At 55.3% G+C, this 17,361-nt stretch carries 16 protein-coding genes; 11 read left to right on the forward strand and 5 right to left on the reverse strand.

Annotation, left to right across the window (positions count from 1 at the left end; genetic code table 11):
* Window positions 1-18: 18 nt before the first annotated feature.
* From ACTIDN_RS06120 to ACTIDN_RS06130, 3 genes are read left to right on the forward strand one after another with little or no spacing between them, the layout of a single operon-like run.
* Entirely contained in the window at window positions 19-924 is a 906-nt protein-coding gene (locus ACTIDN_RS06120; protein ID WP_415507239.1) for an ABC transporter permease, read from the forward strand.
* Window positions 921-1,763: an ABC transporter ATP-binding protein gene (locus ACTIDN_RS06125; protein ID WP_441376354.1), complete on the forward strand. Its 843-nt coding sequence runs from the start codon at window positions 921-923 to the stop codon at window positions 1,761-1,763. Before ACTIDN_RS06120 ends, ACTIDN_RS06125 begins: the two co-directional genes overlap by 4 nt.
* A gap of 24 nt (window positions 1,764-1,787) precedes the next feature.
* Window positions 1,788-2,123 (forward strand): YnfA family protein, encoded by a 336-nt coding sequence (locus tag ACTIDN_RS06130; RefSeq protein WP_441376355.1) that lies wholly within the window; start codon window positions 1,788-1,790, stop codon window positions 2,121-2,123.
* 28 nt (window positions 2,124-2,151) lie between these two features.
* Here ACTIDN_RS06130 and ACTIDN_RS06135 read toward each other — a convergent pair whose 3' ends face one another.
* The 5 genes from ACTIDN_RS06135 to ACTIDN_RS06155 form a co-directional block, all read right to left on the reverse strand.
* Window positions 2,152-3,507 carry an inorganic phosphate transporter gene (locus ACTIDN_RS06135; protein ID WP_441376356.1) on the reverse strand — a complete coding sequence of 452 codons (1,356 nt, stop codon included), beginning with the start codon at window positions 3,505-3,507 and terminating at the stop codon, window positions 2,152-2,154.
* Between the two features lie 260 nt (window positions 3,508-3,767).
* Window positions 3,768-4,826, reverse strand: coding sequence for a transporter (locus tag ACTIDN_RS06140; protein ID WP_415507235.1), 1,059 nt, complete (start codon window positions 4,824-4,826; stop codon window positions 3,768-3,770).
* A 156-nt stretch (window positions 4,827-4,982) separates the two neighbouring features.
* Complete coding sequence (locus ACTIDN_RS06145; protein WP_441376357.1) at window positions 4,983-5,270, reverse strand: hypothetical protein; 288 nt, start codon at window positions 5,268-5,270, stop codon at window positions 4,983-4,985.
* A 177-nt stretch (window positions 5,271-5,447) separates the two neighbouring features.
* The gene (gene hisC / locus ACTIDN_RS06150; RefSeq protein ID WP_441376358.1) at window positions 5,448-6,515 is read right to left on the reverse strand and encodes a histidinol-phosphate transaminase; all 1,068 of its coding nucleotides are present in this window, start codon (window positions 6,513-6,515) and stop codon (window positions 5,448-5,450) included.
* 121 nt (window positions 6,516-6,636) lie between these two features.
* Window positions 6,637-7,176, reverse strand: coding sequence for an ankyrin repeat domain-containing protein (locus ACTIDN_RS06155; RefSeq protein WP_441376359.1), 540 nt, complete (start codon window positions 7,174-7,176; stop codon window positions 6,637-6,639).
* A gap of 480 nt (window positions 7,177-7,656) precedes the next feature.
* Here ACTIDN_RS06155 and tkt point away from each other — a divergent pair, with 480 nt between their 5' ends.
* The 8 genes from tkt (at window position 7,657) to ACTIDN_RS06195 (ending at window position 17,343) form a co-directional block, all read left to right on the forward strand.
* Window positions 7,657-9,759 carry a transketolase gene (gene tkt / locus ACTIDN_RS06160; RefSeq protein ID WP_441376360.1) on the forward strand — a complete coding sequence of 701 codons (2,103 nt, stop codon included), beginning with the start codon at window positions 7,657-7,659 and terminating at the stop codon, window positions 9,757-9,759.
* 106 nt (window positions 9,760-9,865) lie between these two features.
* Complete coding sequence (locus ACTIDN_RS06165) at window positions 9,866-12,721, forward strand: bifunctional transaldolase/phosoglucose isomerase (protein ID WP_441376361.1); 2,856 nt, start codon at window positions 9,866-9,868, stop codon at window positions 12,719-12,721.
* A gap of 24 nt (window positions 12,722-12,745) precedes the next feature.
* The gene (gene gnd / locus ACTIDN_RS06170) at window positions 12,746-13,747 is read left to right on the forward strand and encodes a phosphogluconate dehydrogenase (NAD(+)-dependent, decarboxylating) (RefSeq protein ID WP_441376362.1); all 1,002 of its coding nucleotides are present in this window, start codon (window positions 12,746-12,748) and stop codon (window positions 13,745-13,747) included.
* A gap of 120 nt (window positions 13,748-13,867) precedes the next feature.
* On the forward strand, window positions 13,868-14,731 hold the full coding sequence (locus tag ACTIDN_RS06175; protein ID WP_415507228.1) for a Cof-type HAD-IIB family hydrolase: 864 nt from the start codon (window positions 13,868-13,870) through the stop codon (window positions 14,729-14,731).
* 127 nt (window positions 14,732-14,858) lie between these two features.
* Window positions 14,859-15,599: a 6-phosphogluconolactonase gene (gene pgl / locus ACTIDN_RS06180; RefSeq protein WP_441376363.1), complete on the forward strand. Its 741-nt coding sequence runs from the start codon at window positions 14,859-14,861 to the stop codon at window positions 15,597-15,599.
* Window positions 15,600-15,632: 33 nt separating this feature from the next.
* Window positions 15,633-16,367, forward strand: coding sequence for a ribose-5-phosphate isomerase RpiA (gene rpiA, locus ACTIDN_RS06185; protein WP_441376364.1), 735 nt, complete (start codon window positions 15,633-15,635; stop codon window positions 16,365-16,367).
* An 18-nt stretch (window positions 16,368-16,385) separates the two neighbouring features.
* Window positions 16,386-16,904: a gluconokinase gene (locus ACTIDN_RS06190; protein ID WP_441376365.1), complete on the forward strand. Its 519-nt coding sequence runs from the start codon at window positions 16,386-16,388 to the stop codon at window positions 16,902-16,904.
* A 211-nt stretch (window positions 16,905-17,115) separates the two neighbouring features.
* On the forward strand, window positions 17,116-17,343 hold the full coding sequence (locus ACTIDN_RS06195) for a hypothetical protein (RefSeq protein ID WP_441376366.1): 228 nt from the start codon (window positions 17,116-17,118) through the stop codon (window positions 17,341-17,343).
* Window positions 17,344-17,361 lie beyond the last annotated feature (18 nt).

A 17,361-nucleotide genomic window follows, 5' to 3' on the forward strand; every position in this document is an offset into this window, starting at 1 on the left:
TCGGATAGGCGAGAGAACATGACCTTGAACACTCCTGCTACTGATCCTGCTTTTTCATCTGGCACTCTGCTGGCTGCAACGCCGAACCCACACGGCGCCGAACCCAAACCGCCAGCCACAAAGCGCAGGCTTAAATCCCGATTCGGCATGGCCTCACAGGATATTGCGGACTCGTTCAAACTCTGGCGGCTCGCCACAAAACTCGGATGGCTGGATGTGCGACTACAGTTCAGTGGTTCCACGCTCGGCCCCTTTTGGCTCACGCTGACAACGGCAATCATGATTGCTGCCATGGGCATGATCTATTCGCAGCTTTTTCATCTGACACTTAAAGACTATTTACCATACCTCTCAATTTCGATGATTCTGTGGCAAAATGGCCTTTCATCGCTTGTGCAGGAAAGCTGTTCCACCTTCACGCGGGCAGCAGACAGCATCCGCTCAGTCACAATGCCCTATACGGTGCAAGCGCTGCGGACCACTATCCGGTGCGGCTTGATTCTGGGCTACACAGTTATTGTGCCAATTGTCGTTTTCATTGTTTTTGGCGTATGGCCGGGAAGTGTTGTGCTTTTAGCCGTGCCAGCTATGGCGCTCTGGCTTTTCAACAGCGTGGCCTGGTGCCTGCTCCTGGGGACTGTAGGCGCACGTTTCCGTGACGTACCCCCTATTGTGGGCAGTATTTTGCAAATTCTGTTTTATGTAACCCCCATCATCTGGGAGCCCAAGCAGTTGAAAGACGGCGCGTGGTGGTTATATTTCAACCCGTTTTACTCCCTGTTTGAAATTGTACGACGCCCTTTCCTGGGGCAAGTACCAACAGAAACAGCTTGGATAATTTCTTTGGGATTCAGCGCCACTTTAAGCGTGATCGCTTTTATATCGTTCGCTCGGTCCCGTAGCAGACTGGCGTTCTGGGTATGAGTACTTCTTCTCCCCCTCCCACACAGGCAGAGAAACACACTCGCTCCAGCATTGATATTGAGAATTTCTCTCTCTCCTTCCCCATTTTCCATGGGGGAGCCCGCTCTCTCAAAAAAATGCTGCTCAAACGCGGCCGATCTATTTTGGCACCCACAGCCAAGAAGCGGACGGGCGGCGAAGTTACGCTCTCAAAAGCAGAAAATGGGACTGTAGAGGTTCAAGCCCTTAACGATATTTCGCTCCATATTCAGACAGGGGAACGGGTTGGTTTGATTGGTCACAACGGGGCCGGCAAGTCGACACTGCTCCGGGTCATGGCTGGTATTTATATGCCAGATGCCCCCAACGTGCATATTCAAGGACAGGTTGCGACCCTGCTGGATGTAAATTCCGGCATGAGCGAAGACCTGACAGGACGCGAAAATATTGCTCTTGTCGGGTTACATAAAGGGCTGACCCCACGCCAGATCAAACAGCTTGAAAAAGATGTTGAGGCCTTTGCTCAATTGGAAGAGTTTCTGGACCTACCTGTCAGGCTGTATTCCAGCGGCATGAGAGTCCGTCTGGGGTTTGGTCTGGCGACCGCCACCACCCCCCAAATTCTGCTCATGGATGAATGGTTTATGGCGGGGGATGCCCATTTTCAGGAAAGGGCTGCCAAGCGCCTGCACGCCGTAGTGGGCGGGACGGATATTCTGGTCATTACCTCTCACGCCCTGAACATACTGGAAACATGGTGCAACAGGTTGGTCTGGATGGATGGTGGCCATATTCACATGGACGGGCCAACACACGAGGTTCTGGCAGCCTACCGTGCCGCCACCGGCGCAGACGAGTAGTACCTTTACAGGCGAGCACCGTTGATGCTGCTTCTCAAACCTTTGATGATTTATATTCTGGCTGGCTTTGCTGAAATAGCGGGCTGTTTTGCAGCGTGGCTCTGGCTGAAAGAGGGAAAGTCAGCCTGGTTGCTTCTGCCGGGGCTGTGCAGCCTTGCAGTTTTTGCCCTGCTGCTTACCCGTATTGATGCCGATAGTGCTGGCCGAGCGTACGCTGCGTATGGCGGTGTTTATATTACGGCATCCCTACTCTGGATGCGTCTGGTTGAAGGCCGCTCCCCTGATAAATGGGAACTCTTTGGAGCGGCCATTTGTCTTTTTGGGGCTTTCATTATTCTTTTGGCACCCCGAAGCACCTGAACATGGCGCTTCCGGGTGCCGGTACTCGTTACATGCTCATGACATAAAACAGGCATGCGCCAATTGTTACGGTAATAGGCAGGGTGAAAACCCAGGCCAGCGCAATTTTGGTCAGCATGGCTGGGTTAATACCACTCCCTGACCCAATCATTGTACCCGCAATACCTGCGGTAATGATGTGAGTGGTGGACACAGGTAGACCCGTGTAACCCGCAGTCGCAATAAGCCCTGCGCCGACCAACTCAGCCGATGCACCCTGAGCAGGTGTCAGATGGGTGTTACCAATCTTTTCACCCAGCGTATGCACAATACGCTTATACCCCACCATGGTACCAATACCCAGGCAAAGAGCGCTCAGGAGACGGACCCACCATGGTGCATATTCAACAGTCGGACGCAGAACGCCGCTGATGGTTTTGGCTGTCTTCTTTTCTTCAGCCGTTGCCTGCGGGTTAGACGCCACAGCCTTCAGGCCAGCAATGACTTCATAAATGTCTGCGCGCAGCATGGACGGCACAACCTTTGTGGGGTCTGTGCTCTGCAACCGTGCAACAGATGCCACAGCTTCGTCCCGCAGGCCATCATGATCGTACTTGTCAATCAGGGGGGCTGCGATCACAGCTTGCGGTGCAATCTGGGCAATGTGGGGTGCTGCATTGGGACTAAGGGCAAAAGTTGCCGGAAGAATACCAATGATGGTCAGCATAATCAGGCCAATGCTTTTCTGCCCATCGTTACTGCCATGGGAAAAGCTCACGCCTGTGCAGGTCATGATAAGCAGGCCACGTACAAACTTATGCGGAGGCTTTTCACCCTGTGGCGGCTGATACAATTCTGGGTCTTTGATGAAAATTTTCATCAGGGTGTAGAGAATCCCTGCACCAATGAGGCCTAGAAGAGGAGAAATGGCCAGCGTGGTCAGAACTTTCCAAACCTGAGACCAGTCAACGCTATTCCCGATCGACCGTGTATGTAAAAGGGCATCCCCCACAGCAACACCAATAAGGGCCCCAATCACGCAATGTGAGCTGGAGTTGGGAATACCAAACCACCAGGTAAACAGGTTCCATGCCAGTGCCGTGCCAAACAGGGCTATCAGCATTGGAACGGCAGGGTCCCCGTTTGGTGGAGAGAGAACATCCGCTGGCAGCAATTCAACAAGGCCATATGCCACGCTGATACCGCCTGCCAGAACCCCTACAAAGTTCATGAAGCCGGACAGAAGCACGGCAACTTTAGGCTTGAGGGAATGAGTATAAATAACAGTGGCAACTGCGTTAGCGGTATCGTGAAAACCATTCACGAATTCAAAAACGCATACCAGCAAAAAGCAGACGGCCAGCGCGAGCAAAGACATCGCTGAATAAGGAGCAAAATGCAGCATGTGGGACCATAACAAAAGTTAAGACCCGCGTATTAAGCGCGTAAGCTGGCAAAAATCATCAGCCGCCAAAGGTATTTCATAAAAGATTAACGCTTGGTCTGCGCAACTTTTCTTCATTCGCGCACTGCGTGACCAGCCGACTTTCTTCTAATCACCTGTTTTGAAGCTCCTGTTTGGTACTACCCCACCAACACCGGCAGGCACACTTACCCAACAGTTTACAGAGCAGCCGAGTAGCCCCACGCTTGTGGACTCGTATTTTACAGAAGCTTGGTCAGCTTCAGGACAAACCATGTCCCGAGCATAATAATGAAGCAGAACCCCCCGGCTTCCACCGTGCCCCACGATCCATCAGTCAGAAACATACCACCCGTGTTCATGCCAAAAAAACCGGTCACAAACGTTGCTGGCAGCATAAGGGTTGTACCAACCGACACGATATACAGGCGCCTGTTGGTTTCTTCCGCCTGATTGGAGGTGAGTTCATCCTGCAAGGAACGCGCACGGTCCTGAAGGGCCAAAAGGTCATCCAATGCTGCATGAACCTGCCGCTGGGAACGGTCGCGCAGGTCATCTTCCGCCCATTCAGGCAGTTCCAGCTCTTCATCCCGGAAGATACGGTCTACAGGGGCCAAGACACGCCGTAATTCTGTTGAGCGCCGCCGTACAACGCCCAGCAGGCTGCTCATACGGCCAAGATCTGTATCCCGGTCAAGCATCAGCAGCACGTCTTCGGCTCGGTCGAGCTGGTCATCCAAACGGGCGAAGTCACGGCGCAGCGTGTCCGCAAATTCCAGCAACGCACGGTCAACCAGCTTGGCGGGAGAGCGTGGAATAAGGCCGCGCTGGAGTTCGTGAAACACTACGCCCAACGCCGGGATGGGGTGCCTGCGGGTTGTAACCAGCAGGTCAGGCTGCAAGGCAAAGCGCCATGTGCTGACATTCCGGTCATCATCCGTCGTGGTGTCGTCAAAGGCTGGTAGCGCACCGAATACTGTTTCGTCTTCATTATCCAGACGAATACTGCGTTCCAGATTGGTCAGAACCTGCCGTACTTCTTCCGGCAACGAAGGGATACTCTCAATCTGCGCGCGGGAGAGGGTGTGCACAATATCAAAGTGCAGCCAGGCCCAGCCTTCCATATCGGCATAGGGCTGCGGGAAGGCACCTGTCGCAAGACGTTGCATGACAACGTCCCGCTCAAGTTCAATCGGTTCATGCCCTACGCGGCAGAAAATGGCCCAGATCAGGCCATCCCGCAAAAGCGTGCCGCCTTCAGAAACAAGATCCGGCATGGTGGATGAGGTGGTTCCGGCCATCACTCAACTCCCTGCTGTCCGAAATGACGACCCAAGATGAAATGATCTGACAGGTGTTACCGTAAGCAGAGCACCACACTGTCAGACCGTTGTAGATTCGCCCGCTACATATCACGGGTGGTGGATGTTACAAACTCCTACCTTCGCAGGCGATACTCAACGCGACCGCATAGGGCGGCGCGCCTGCCCTGCTGCTGCCCCGCCAGTGCGTGCTGTGCCAGTGCGTGCTTCAGAAGGCTTCTGGCCACTTTTAAGGGCGGGGGCAGCCGTAACTTCTGCTTCCAACTGGGCAATCCGTTTCCGCACACTGTCCCGCAATGCAGGGGACGTGTGAGACTTCATGCTAGCCAGAGTTTCTTTCAGGTCCCGCAATTGCTTCTGTTTTTCAGCCAGATTGCGGCGAATAGGCTGGTTGTCAGAAAGCTGACCATGAAATGCCCGCATGAGATTGACTCCCTCTCTCAAAAACTTTCCGCAATGCAGCAGCATTTGCCAGAAAGCACATAAAAATAGGCCCCCTGTCTGCGTGGCAGGCAAGGGACAAGTGTCACCCTGAATATTGATGCAAAGTCCACGCACTTTCCCCACCCGGCAAAATACTGGGCGGAAGAGCGTGAAGGTTCAGCTGTTGCGGTGCAGGATGTCCCGCAGGGCTGAGAGCAGCATGTTGCACTGCGGGTCGGTTCCGACCGTTATACGCAGCCACGAAGACGTACGCTCACCCCGCAGATGCCGAACAATAATGGCACGCTCCCGCAGGCTGGCGGCCAATTGTGCTGCATCGCGGTCAGCGTGGCGAGCATATACAAAATTGGCGTGAGATGGCAAGACCTCGAAACCCAGACCCGTTAAGCCAGCAGACAGCATGGTGCGGGAAGAGATAACTTTTTCAATCCCTTGGCGAAACCATGCTTCGTCCAGCACAGCAGCCGTAGCCCCTGCCTGTGCAATACGGTCCAGCGGGTAGGAATTGAAGCTGTCCTTTACCCGTACAAGACCTTCAATCAGGTCAGGCTGGGCATAGGCAAAGCCCACACGCGCACCAGCCAAGGCGCGGGATTTGGAGAAAGTCTGTACCACCAGCAGGTTAGAGTGCTCTTTCACCAAAGATACGGCACTTTCCGCCCCAAAATCGACATAGGCTTCATCCACCAGCACAACGCGGTCAGGGTGCATGGCAAGCAGCCGTTTGATGGCGTCCAGCCCTATGGCTGTGCCTGTCGGGGCATTGGGATTGGCGACCACCACCCCGCTACAGGGGCCTGTGAAATCTTCTACCTGCACCGCCATATCCTCCGTCAGAGGCACAAGGCGGTAGGGCAAATCATAAAGGCCGCAATAAACTTTATAGAAACTATATGTGACATCTGAGAACAGCAGCGGGTCACCGTGATTGAAAAAAGCCTGAAACGCATGCGCCAGCACTTCATCGGACCCATTGCCAACAAAGACATTCTCAGCCGTCAGCCCAACACGCTCTGCCAGTGCTGTGCGCAAGGCAAGCGCGGTTGGGTCCGGATAGAGGCGCAATGTGTCATCCGCAGCAGCGCGCATGGCGTCCAGCGCGCGGGGGGACGGACCGTAAGGAAACTCGTTCGTATTGAGCTTGATAAGATCCGCCATCTTGGGCTGCTCCCCCGGCACGTAGGGAGTAAGACGGTGAACGAGGGGGCTCCAGAAACGGCTCATGTGACTATCCGCGCAGAAAAAACAGGCGGCTCAACACGGTTGGCCGCCTTTGTTCCCTTAGCGTAAGGCACTAGCCGGAAAAAGCCCAGCCACCCTTGAGTCTATTTTCTAGCAGCCCTCTTTAGTTTGCGGCCATATCCTGCATGGCGGCGGCCAGTACCGTGTTGCCCTGACGCTGTGCAAGATCAAGCGCACTCAGCCCCTCACCATCCCGCCGTGTGGGGTTGGCACCGGCTTTAAGGAGAAAGCGTGCCATATCATCACGCCCAAACATGACAGCAAACATAAGCGGTGTGCGGCCTACGCCATTGGCGACATCCACCCCGGCCCCTGCCTCCAGCAAAACATGCGCGATAGGTAGGAAGCCCTTAAAAGCCACCCCGGCCAGAGCTGTGGCCCCTTTCTCGTCCTGCAAATCCGGGTTTGCGCCATGTTTGAGCAAGGTGGCAACGGCTTCAACATGCCCATTGTAGGACGCCAGAATGAGGGGGGTATAGCCTTTTTCAGCGCGCAAATCCGGGTTCATGCCAGCTTCAAGAAAACTGGTTAGCAGATCGGCCTCCCCTTCACGGGCGGCGTTCATGAACAAGGCTTCAATCTGCTGTGACGTAAAATCGCCAGCAGGTGCCTGTGTTGTGTCCTGATTGGGGTTTACTGTCATAGGGCCACACTCCGGGCATCTGGTGGGTTACTGGCACGGCACGGTCTGCGGGGCTTAGTCTGCCCTCCTCGTCCCGTTATGTCTGTCATAGCGCAAACGCAGCAGACTGTGCAGCGTTTCTCTCTTTTCCAGCCAACCATAGACGACACCTCCGCTGCAAAGCGAGATCACGGGTATGTGAAGATGTAGATCATGCTCCCTTCCCGCTGAAAAACGTTCGTATGACACAAACACATTATGAGGACCTGTGGTCAGGGCGGGAGCGACGCAGGACAGAAGGCTGACGACGGCGTTATGGCCCTTAACTTAGAAAGATCCCGCGCCTACAGCACCGTCTTCTCTTGCCGAGTAGTCCCTGAGCGTGTGATTGTGCGCTTGCAGCGGAAGCTTACAGGGCATTTGGGCAAAAGCAGCCCTGTTTGCCGTGCCTTTGGCTATTTTTGCGGGCCAATTAACGCCCATTTTGGAGGACAGGTCAGTATGCGCGCCTTATTTCCCACCCCTCTCCGCGCACCGCACGGTGCGGAAGCTGGCGGGACGGCCACTCTCGATACCCTGTGTATCAATACCATCCGCACCCTTTCTATGGATGGCGTGCAGAAAGCCAATTCCGGCCACCCCGGCACGGCCATGGCGCTGGCACCGGTTGCCTATACACTGTGGCAGGACGTCCTGAATTACGACCCGGCAGACCCGCTCTGGCCTAATCGTGACCGGTTTGTGCTGTCCATTGGCCACGCCTCCATGCTGATCTACTCCCTGATCTATTTGGCTGGTGTGCGTCAGGTGACACAGGGCAAGGTAACAAACGCCCCTGCCCTGACACTGGAAGACCTTCAGCAGTTCCGCCAGTTTGACTCCAAAACACCTGGCCACCCGGAATATGGGCACACCACAGGCGTTGAAACCACAACTGGCCCACTCGGTCAGGGCTGTGGCAACTCCGTAGGCATGGCCATGGCCGAAAAATGGCTAGCCGCTCGCTACAACAAACCGGGCTTTGAACTGTTCAACCATCATGTTTACACCCTGTGCGGGGATGGTGACATGATGGAAGGCATTTCCGGTGAAGCGGCCTCTACCGCTGGCCACCTCAAACTGGGCAACCTGGTGTGGATGTATGATGCCAACCGCATCTCCATTGAAGGCTCTACCGATATTGCCCTGACAGAAAACGTGGCCGAGCGTTTTGCTGCCTATGGCTGGCAGGTGCTGGAACTGACAGACGCTAACGACACAGCAGCCCTGAAAGACCTTCTGGCGCAGGCTAAAGCTGATACAACACGCCCAACCTTTATTCTGGTCCGTTCCGTTATTGCGTGGGGTGCTCCCACCAAAGCTGGCACCGCGGCGGCCCATGGCGAGCCTTTGGGCGATGCTGAAATTCAGGCGACCAAAAAAGCGTATGGCTGGCCGGAAGATAAAAACTTCTACGTGCCAGAAGGTGTGCAGGCCCACATGCAGGCAGGCCTTGGTGCCCGCGGTGCCAAAGCGCGCGCTGAGTGGGGAAAGCTGTTCGCATCCTACCGGACGGACTACCCTGAGCAGGCAGCTGAACTGGACGCCATATTCAGCGGTACGCTGCCAGAGGGCTGGGATTCAGCAATCCCGACCTACGAAGCCAGCGAAAAAGGCATTGCGTCCCGCGCAAGCTCAGGTGAAGTGCTGAATGCGGTCGCCAGCAAGTTGCCTTGGCTTCTGGGCGGCTCTGCTGATCTTGCCCCATCCACTAAAACCCTGCTGAAAGGCGAAGAAAGCTTCCAGCCGAAAGAATGGAATGGCTCTTACGCTGGCCGTAACTTCCACTTTGGTGTGCGCGAACACGCCATGGGGGCCATTGTAAATGGCATGGCGCTGTATGGCCTACGCCCCTTCTGCGCCGGGTTCCTGATTTTTTCTGATTACATGAAGGCGCCCATCCGCCTGGCGGCCCTGATGCATCAGCCAGTCACTTATGTCTTTACGCATGATTCCATTGGCGTAGGTGAGGATGGCCCGACCCATCAGCCTATCGAACAACTGGTGCAGTTGCGGGCCACACCGGGCATGACAACCATACGCCCCGGCGATGCCAACGAAGTTGCTGAAGCATGGCGCTTCCTTATTGCAAAGCAGGACGGCCCTGTCGCGCTGGCACTCAGCCGCCAGAACCTGCCTACGCTGGACCGCAACCGCTATGCTCCTGCATCCGGCGTAGCAAAAGGGGCCTATGTTCTGGCCGATAGCAAAGAGACACCAAAAGTTATTCTCATTGCCTCTGGCAGCGAACTCTCTCTGGCAGTTTCCGCTTACGAAGCCCTCAGCGCTGACGGCATTCCCGCTCGCGTTGTGTCCATGCCAAGCTGGGAGCTATTTGAAGCACAGCCCCAGTCCTACCGTGAGAGTGTGCTGCCCCCTAGCATCACGGGCCGCGTCGTCATTGAAGCAGCCTCCGCCATTGGCTGGGACCGCTATGCTGGCCTGACTGGCGACATTATTGCCATGCGTGGTTTTGGTGCTTCTGCTCCAGCAGCCAAGCTGATGACAAAATTCGGCTTTACACCAGAAGCTGTACTGGAAGCAGCCCGCCGTCAGGCAAGCTGATTACGGTACTTTTCTAAAGGTTGCTTTTGTACTTCCCATAATAGAGCACGGTCGTCCCCCTACTCCGGGGCGACCACACACTAAATAAAATAAAAGGACATCGTGTATGACCGCGTCACACAACAAAGGGGCTAACCCGGTACAGGCTCTTGCTTCTGCTCAACAGTCTCCGTGGCTCGACTTCATTCGTCGCTCCTTTGTTGAAGACGGGTCTCTGGCACGCCTTGTTGCCGAAGATGATGTACGCGGCGTGACCTCCAACCCCGCCATTTTCCAAAAAGCCATGGGTGAAGGCACTGAATATGACGCACAGATGAAGTCTATTCTGGCGCATGAAATTGTGTCCCCCGGCACGTTGTACGAAAAACTGGCAGTACACGACATTCAAAAAGCAGCGCACGTTCTGGCCCCGGTGTACAAGGCCACCGATGCAAAAGACGGCTTCGTAAGCCTTGAAGTCTCCCCCTATCTGGCACGGGACGAAAAAGGCACAGCACACGAGGCAGCACGCCTGTGGGCCGATGTAGCCGAACCCAACCTGATGATTAAAATTCCGGCCACACCGGAGAGCATTCCCGCCATCCGTCAAACAATTGCTGCGGGTATCAACGTCAACGTCACGCTGATTTTTGCGCTCTCAGCCTACAAAGCAGTGGTGGAAGCATGGCTGTCCGGGCTTGAAGACCTGCACAAAAAGGGCGGTGACCTCTCCCGCGTTGCCTCTGTGGCCTCTTTTTTCGTCAGCCGCATAGATGGCAAAATTGACGCTGAAATCGACCATCGTATCAAGGCCGGTGACAAAGAAGCCGCAGCCCTTGCTGCCGTGCGGGGCAAGGTGGCCATTGCCAACGCCAAGCTGGCTTATATTTATTGGCAGGATGTTGTTCAGACCCCACGCTGGAAAGCCCTTGAAGCCGCGGGCGCACAGCCTCAGCGCCTGCTCTGGGCGTCCACCGGCACCAAAGACAAAGCCTATAGCGATGTACTCTATGTTGACAGCCTGATTGGCCCGCACACGGTTAACACTGTCCCCCCAGCAACGCTGGATGCATTCCGTGACCACGGCACCGTTGCTGAAACACTGACTGCTGGTGTGGACGAAGCCCGCCATATTCTGGCTGAAGCGGAGCGCCTTGGCCTGAATCTTGAGGGTGTCACCAGCACATTGGTGGACGAAGGCGTAACATCCTTTGAGCAGGCTTTTGATACATTGCTTGGTTCCGTTGCTGCTAAACAGACAGCGCTGCTGGGCAACAAGCTAACCAGCACCAAAGCCGCCCTGCCCGCAGACCTTGACGCTGCTATTCAGAAAGGACTGGAAGAGTGGCGTAAAGCAGGCACTCTCCGCAAACTTTGGGCAAAAGATGCGTCTGTCTGGACCAATGGGCCAGAAGCCAAATGGCTAAAATGGCTGGACATTGTTGAAGACCGTATGACCCACCTGGCCGAGCTTGAAAACTTTCAGGCTGAGGTCAAAGCCCGTGGCTTCAAGCAGGTTCTGCTTATGGGCATGGGTGGTTCCAGCCTTGGCCCGGAAGTGCTGGCAGAGACCTTTGGCAAGCATGAAGGATTTGGGCACCTGTATGTGCTGGACAGCACGGACCCACAGCAGGTTGCAACTTATGCCAAAAAAATAGACCCGGCACAGACACTCTTTATCGTGGCGTCAAAATCCGGCGGCACGCTTGAGCCAAACATCATGCTGGCCTATTTCCATGACCTTGCGCAAAAGGCGTTGGGCGAGAACGCTAGCTCTCATTTCGTGGCCATCACAGACCCCGGCTCCAAGCTGGAAGCCCACGCCAAAAAGAGCGGTTTCTGGAAAATCTTTGCTGGCGAACCTGAAATTGGCGGTCGCTTCTCCGTTCTGTCCAACTTTGGTCTGGTCCCTGCTGCTGCGTCTGGCATTGCACTCAAGCCATTCCTTGAAGATGCTCTGCGCGGTGTTCGGGCGGCGGATGCGAGTGTGCCGCCAGCAGAAAACCCGGCCGTGCTGCTGGGGACCATCATGGGGGTTGCAGCCACTCAATTTGGCCGCGACAAACTGACCGTTATTGCCACGCCGCAGATTGCAGACTTCGGTGCATGGATGGAACAGCTTGTGGCAGAATCCACAGGCAAACATGGCAAAGGCATCATCCCGATTGATGATGAAACACTGGGTGGCCCCAAGCGCTATGGTGCAGACCGCCTGTTCGTTTATCTGCGTCTGGCTCCTGAACACCGTCATGAGCAGGATGAAGCAATCTCCACGCTTATTGACGCTGGACAGCCTGTCGTAACCATTACGCTGCACACGACGCGCCAGATTGCTCAGGAATTCTTCCGCTGGGAGCTAGCAACGGCCGTGGCAGGTGCCTTCCTGGGGATTGATCCATTCGATCAGCCTGATGTTGAAGCCAGCAAGATCGAAACCCGCAAGCTGACTGACGCTTACAACGAAACTGGCAGCTTGCCTGCGGAAACGCCCTTTGCGGAATTTGGCCCGTTTGCATTTTTTGCGGACAAAAAGAACGCTGCCGCCCTGAAAGGAGACAGCGCTGAAGCCGTGCTTAAAGCCCATTTCGACCGTGTTAAAGCTGGCGACTACGTAGGTCTGCTGGCCTATATTGAACGGGACACCGCCACCCGTGAATGGATCCAGCATACCCGCTTGAAAATTCGGGATGCCAAAACCGTCGCCACGGCAGCGGAGTTTGGGCCGCGCTTCCTGCACTCCACCGGTCAGGCTTATAAAGGCGGACCCGATAGTGGTATTTTCCTGCAAATTACGGCAGATGATGCGCACGACCTGCCTGTGCCGGGCGCCAGCTACTCCTTCGGGGTGGTAAAGGCCGCACAGGCACGCGGAGACTTTGACGTACTGGCCGAACGTGGCCGCCGCGCCCTGCGCGTACACATTCGCGGTGACCTGAAAGCAGGGCTAGCTGCTCTGGCACAGGCCATACACGCCGCAGTGTGATAACCAGACAAGAAGGATAAAAAGATGCAGATCGGCATCGTCGGGCTTGGTAGAATGGGCGGCAACATTGCCGTCCGCCTGACACGACATGGGCACGATGTGGTGGTATATGACCGCGACAGCGCTGCCGTGAGCAAAGTTGTTGAGCGCGCAGACTCTGGCCGCGCAATAGGTGCCACCAGTCTGGCAGACGTTGTTGCCAAACTGTCCGGACCCAAAAAGATTGTCTGGTCTATGCTACCTGCGGGTGACATCACGGAAGAAACCGTGATGTCTCTGGCTGGTCTGATGCAGGCTGGTGATATCGTTATTGACGGTGGCAACACCTACTACAAAGACGATATTCGCCGCGCCAAACTTCTGGCTGAAAAAGGCATTGATTACGTTGATGTTGGGACATCCGGCGGCGTCTGGGGTCTGGAACGCGGCTACTGCATGATGTATGGCGGCACGCAAGCCGCTGCTGAACATATTGACCCTATTCTGGCCGCTCTGGCACCCGGCATAGGGGATATTCCCCGCACACCGGGACGTGACTCAGGCAAAAATCTCGACCCACGTGCGGAGCAGGGTTACCTGTATTGCGGCCCCGCCGGGTCAGGCCATTTTGTCAAAATGGTCCATAACGGCATTGAGTACGGCATGATGCAGGCCTTCGCAGAAGGCTTTGACGTGATGTACCGCAAGGACTCCCCTCTTCTGGCAGAAGAAGAACGCTTCTCCCTGAACATGGCAGATATTGCGGAAGTCTGGCGTCGTGGCAGCGTGGTCTCATCCTGGCTGCTGGACCTGACAGCTCAGGCGATGACCAAAAATGGCGACCTGTCCGAGTTCTCCGGTGAGGTCAATGACTCCGGTGAAGGGCGCTGGACCATTGAAGCCGCCATTGAAGAAGCAGTGCCTGTACCCGTCATGACGGCTGCGCTGTTCACACGCTTCCGCTCCCGTTCTGACAACACCTATGCAGAAAAAGTGCTCTCCGCCATGCGGTACGGCTTTGGTGGCCACGTTGAAAGCAAAGAGTAAACCTTTGGTCTAAGGCCACGTTTATTGTAACTTCATGGTACATTAAACAGGGCGGCCTGCCGGATGCAGAAACAGTCCGGCAGGCTGCCCCTTACAGATTTTTAGGAGCGTACAGCCCTCATGATGGTTAACGAAAGCGCCACTCTGGCTGCACTCCCGGCTCCAGCTTCAAAAATCAAGCTGGTTGTGTCCGACATGGATGGCACGCTCCTCACCCCTGAAAAACAGGTTACCCACCACACGCTGGACGCCATTGAAGCGCTTAGGCAAGCTGGTGTGCCGGTATGTCTGGTCAGTAGTCGCCCTGCCTCCGGCATCGAGATGTATCTTGAGGCCACGAAACTGGACACCCCTTACGGCGCGCTGAACGGCGGCAGCATTTTCAACCCGGATCACTCCATTCGCTCCCAGCTTAGCCTGACGCCGGATGTCATGCGTGATACGCTGGATATGCTGAAGGTTCATGATATCGACGCCTGGCTGTTCCGCGGTCGGGACTGGCTGACCACGGATATTGGCGGGGCCTATGTTGAGCCAGAACGCCGCGCACTGCGGCAGAACCCCACCGTTGTATCGTCTTTTGACGCTTATCTGGATGGCGTGGGCAAAATAACAGGATCAACGGCTGACTACGAAGCCTTGACCCGGCAGGAAATGGAAATCGGGGCCTTGTTGGATGGGCGCGCCAGCGTTGCACGCTCCGCCCAGTGGTATCTGGACATTACCCCCCTCAATGCCAACAAAGGCTATGCCCTACGCCAGTTGGCAGATTTTTACGGTATTTCCCCGCAGGAAGTCGCGTGCATTGGGGACATGAATAACGACTTGCCAATGTTCAAGGCTGCCGGGCTGGCTATTGCCATGGGGCAGGCAGGTGCGTCCGTTAAAGCGCATGCTCATTTCATTACTGCCACCAATGAGCAGGAAGGTTGGTCAAAGGCTATGGAAACACTCATTCTGCCACGCGCGACAAGAGCCGACTAATTCCGGCTAACACGTCAAGCTTACTTTCCTGCCCCTGTTCTGTTGACATCGGACAGCCACATGCCAACAAGAGCAGCGTGGTGCGCTGGCTTGAGCATTTTGTATGAGAAAAGGGGACCCCTACACCATGACTGGACATGACACCCGTACAGCAGCAGTCGAGGTTTTTGCGGACCGGACCGCCACAACCCGGCACCTTGCAGACTGGTTGCTGGAGCAGGCGCTCAACAAAACCAGCGGTCCCTTCGCTCTTGCCCTGTCAGGCGGGAGTACGCCTCAGGCACTTTACAGCCTGATGGCGACCGAACCTTACATCAGCCGCTTCCCGTGGGCACGCATGCATTTCTTTCTGGGTGACGATCGCTTTCTGCCGCATGACCATAAAGACAGTAATTTTGGCATGTTGCAGCGGCTCCTTTTTTCTAAAGCCCCTATACCAGCAGCCAATATTTACCCCATAGCTGGCACAGGCACTGCCGAAGAAGCAGCCCATAGTTATGAAGCCCAATTGAAACAGTTTTACGGGGCTGACCGCTTTGAGGCTGACAGGCCCCTGTTTGATGTCAACCTTCTCGGCCTTGGTGCTGATGGGCATACGGCCTCTCTTTTCCCCGGCCAGCCAGTGTTGCAGGAAAAGACGGCATGGGTGGCTCCGTGCATTCCCCCAGTCGCCCCCTACACACGCATTACCCTCACCTATCCGGCCATTCATGCCAGCAAACATGTCGTGTTTCTGGTAGAAGGCGCTGGCAAAAAAGAGACCGTTGCCAAAGTTCGCGCCCTAGACCCATCCTGCCCAGCAAGCCAGATTACCGCTATGGGCGAGGTCCGCTGGCTGCTTGATACTGCGGCCGCACCCTCTGCCTGAAACGAACAAAAAAGACTTTAAGGAACCAAAACCATGACAGGCCAACCGCTCGACCCAGCCGCTCTATTCAAACAACAGGCCGCCATACAGGCTGCCACACTGGTAAAAGACGGTATGGCCGTAGGACTTGGGACGGGTTCCACCGCGACATTTGTGGTTGCTGAACTGGGCCGCCGCATCCGGGAAGAAGGACTGCGTATCTGCGCAATTCCTACGTCCGATGCGACTGAGGCACAGGCACGGGAAGAAGGCATTCCCCTAACCAGTTTTGGCGAACATCCTGACCTGGATATTGCCATTGACGGCGCAGACGAAATTGAACCAGGCACACTCAATCTGGTCAAAGGCCGTGGTGGCGCATTACTGCGTGAGAAAATAGTCGCGGCTGCGGCAAAGCAGTTGGTCATTGTTGCGGATGCCAGCAAATATGTAGAGCATCTGGGTATGCTCTGCCCTGTCCCTGTAGAAGTTGTCCCCTTTGGCTGGGAAAGTGCTGCTACCCGTCTGGCACGTCTGGGCGCTCATGTGGCCCCCCGCAAACACCGGGATGGGTCTTTTTATCTGACAGATGAAAAAAACCTGATCATGGATTGTGTTTTTGGTCCGATAGAAAACCCGGACACCCTGAGCCAGAGCATTTACGGCATTGTTGGGGTTATTGAGCATGGGCTGTTTTTGCACATGGCCACACAAACCATCACCGCTGGCCCTGAAGGTATCAAAATCCTTGAACCAACACATAAGCGGACGACACAAAGCGCTCCATAAAAGCTGCCGGATCAGGCCATGATGCAGGATGTGCAGAAAAGCCTTTTGGTTGTGATGGGTGTCTCGGGTAGTGGCAAAACAACCATTGCAAAAGGCTTACATAAAGAACTGGGCTGGCCTTTTCAGGAAGGGGATGCCTTGCATCCCCACCACAATGTACAAAAAATGACCGCTGGCACACCCCTTACTGACGAAGACCGCTTGCCGTGGCTGAACCAGTGCCGCGCATGGTTGGAACAGTGTGCACAGGCGGGCAGCGGGGCAATACTGACCTGCTCGGCTCTGAAACGGTCTTACCGTGACGTGCTGAGAGCCTCAGGTCTGGACCCCATTTTCATTCATCTTATGACCGACCACGACACTTTGCTCAAACGCGTAACTGGCAGGTCAGGTCACTATATGCCCGCCAGCCTGCTCCCCAGCCAGATTAACACTCTGGAGCCACCCGAAGTGCATGAACGGGCTGTTGAAATTGATGCCACAGCACCAGCCACCCACATCGTTACGAAAATCCTAAGCACTCTGAAGGTTCTTTAAACAGCCTTCTACACTCAATTACGCTGATTACAGCTCTGCTCCGGCTCTACCATCAATCCACACTCTAATGTGTTCTGACTAACAAGACGGAAATAACCACCTGTTTCCTAATGGGTCCCTGTTGCAGTCATCCCCCATCCCTCCCCATATAAATCGGGTTTGAAGAGAGACCTTATCCTTCTGGAAGGTCGGACGTGAGGAGATCAATCAGGTGGGGCATAACTACGCAAAACCGCTGACTTCCGGGCAAAAAATGGAGCGCTTGCTCACCCGTATTCCACCATCATGGGCTGTTACGCTGGAACGGCAGGCAGGTACTGGCGCATGGAAAGCACTGGCGCATTCGCCGGAGCAGAAAGGTGCATGGAGTGACACCCATCAGGACCCGGCAGACGCGCTGGAAGATACATGGCGCCGTAACCGCACGGTTATTGCCTGACTTTCCGTTGCTCAGCCC

It is taken from the genome of Acetobacter sp., assembly GCF_052102375.1.
In the GTDB taxonomy this organism is placed as follows: Bacteria; Pseudomonadota; Alphaproteobacteria; order Acetobacterales; family Acetobacteraceae; genus Acetobacter.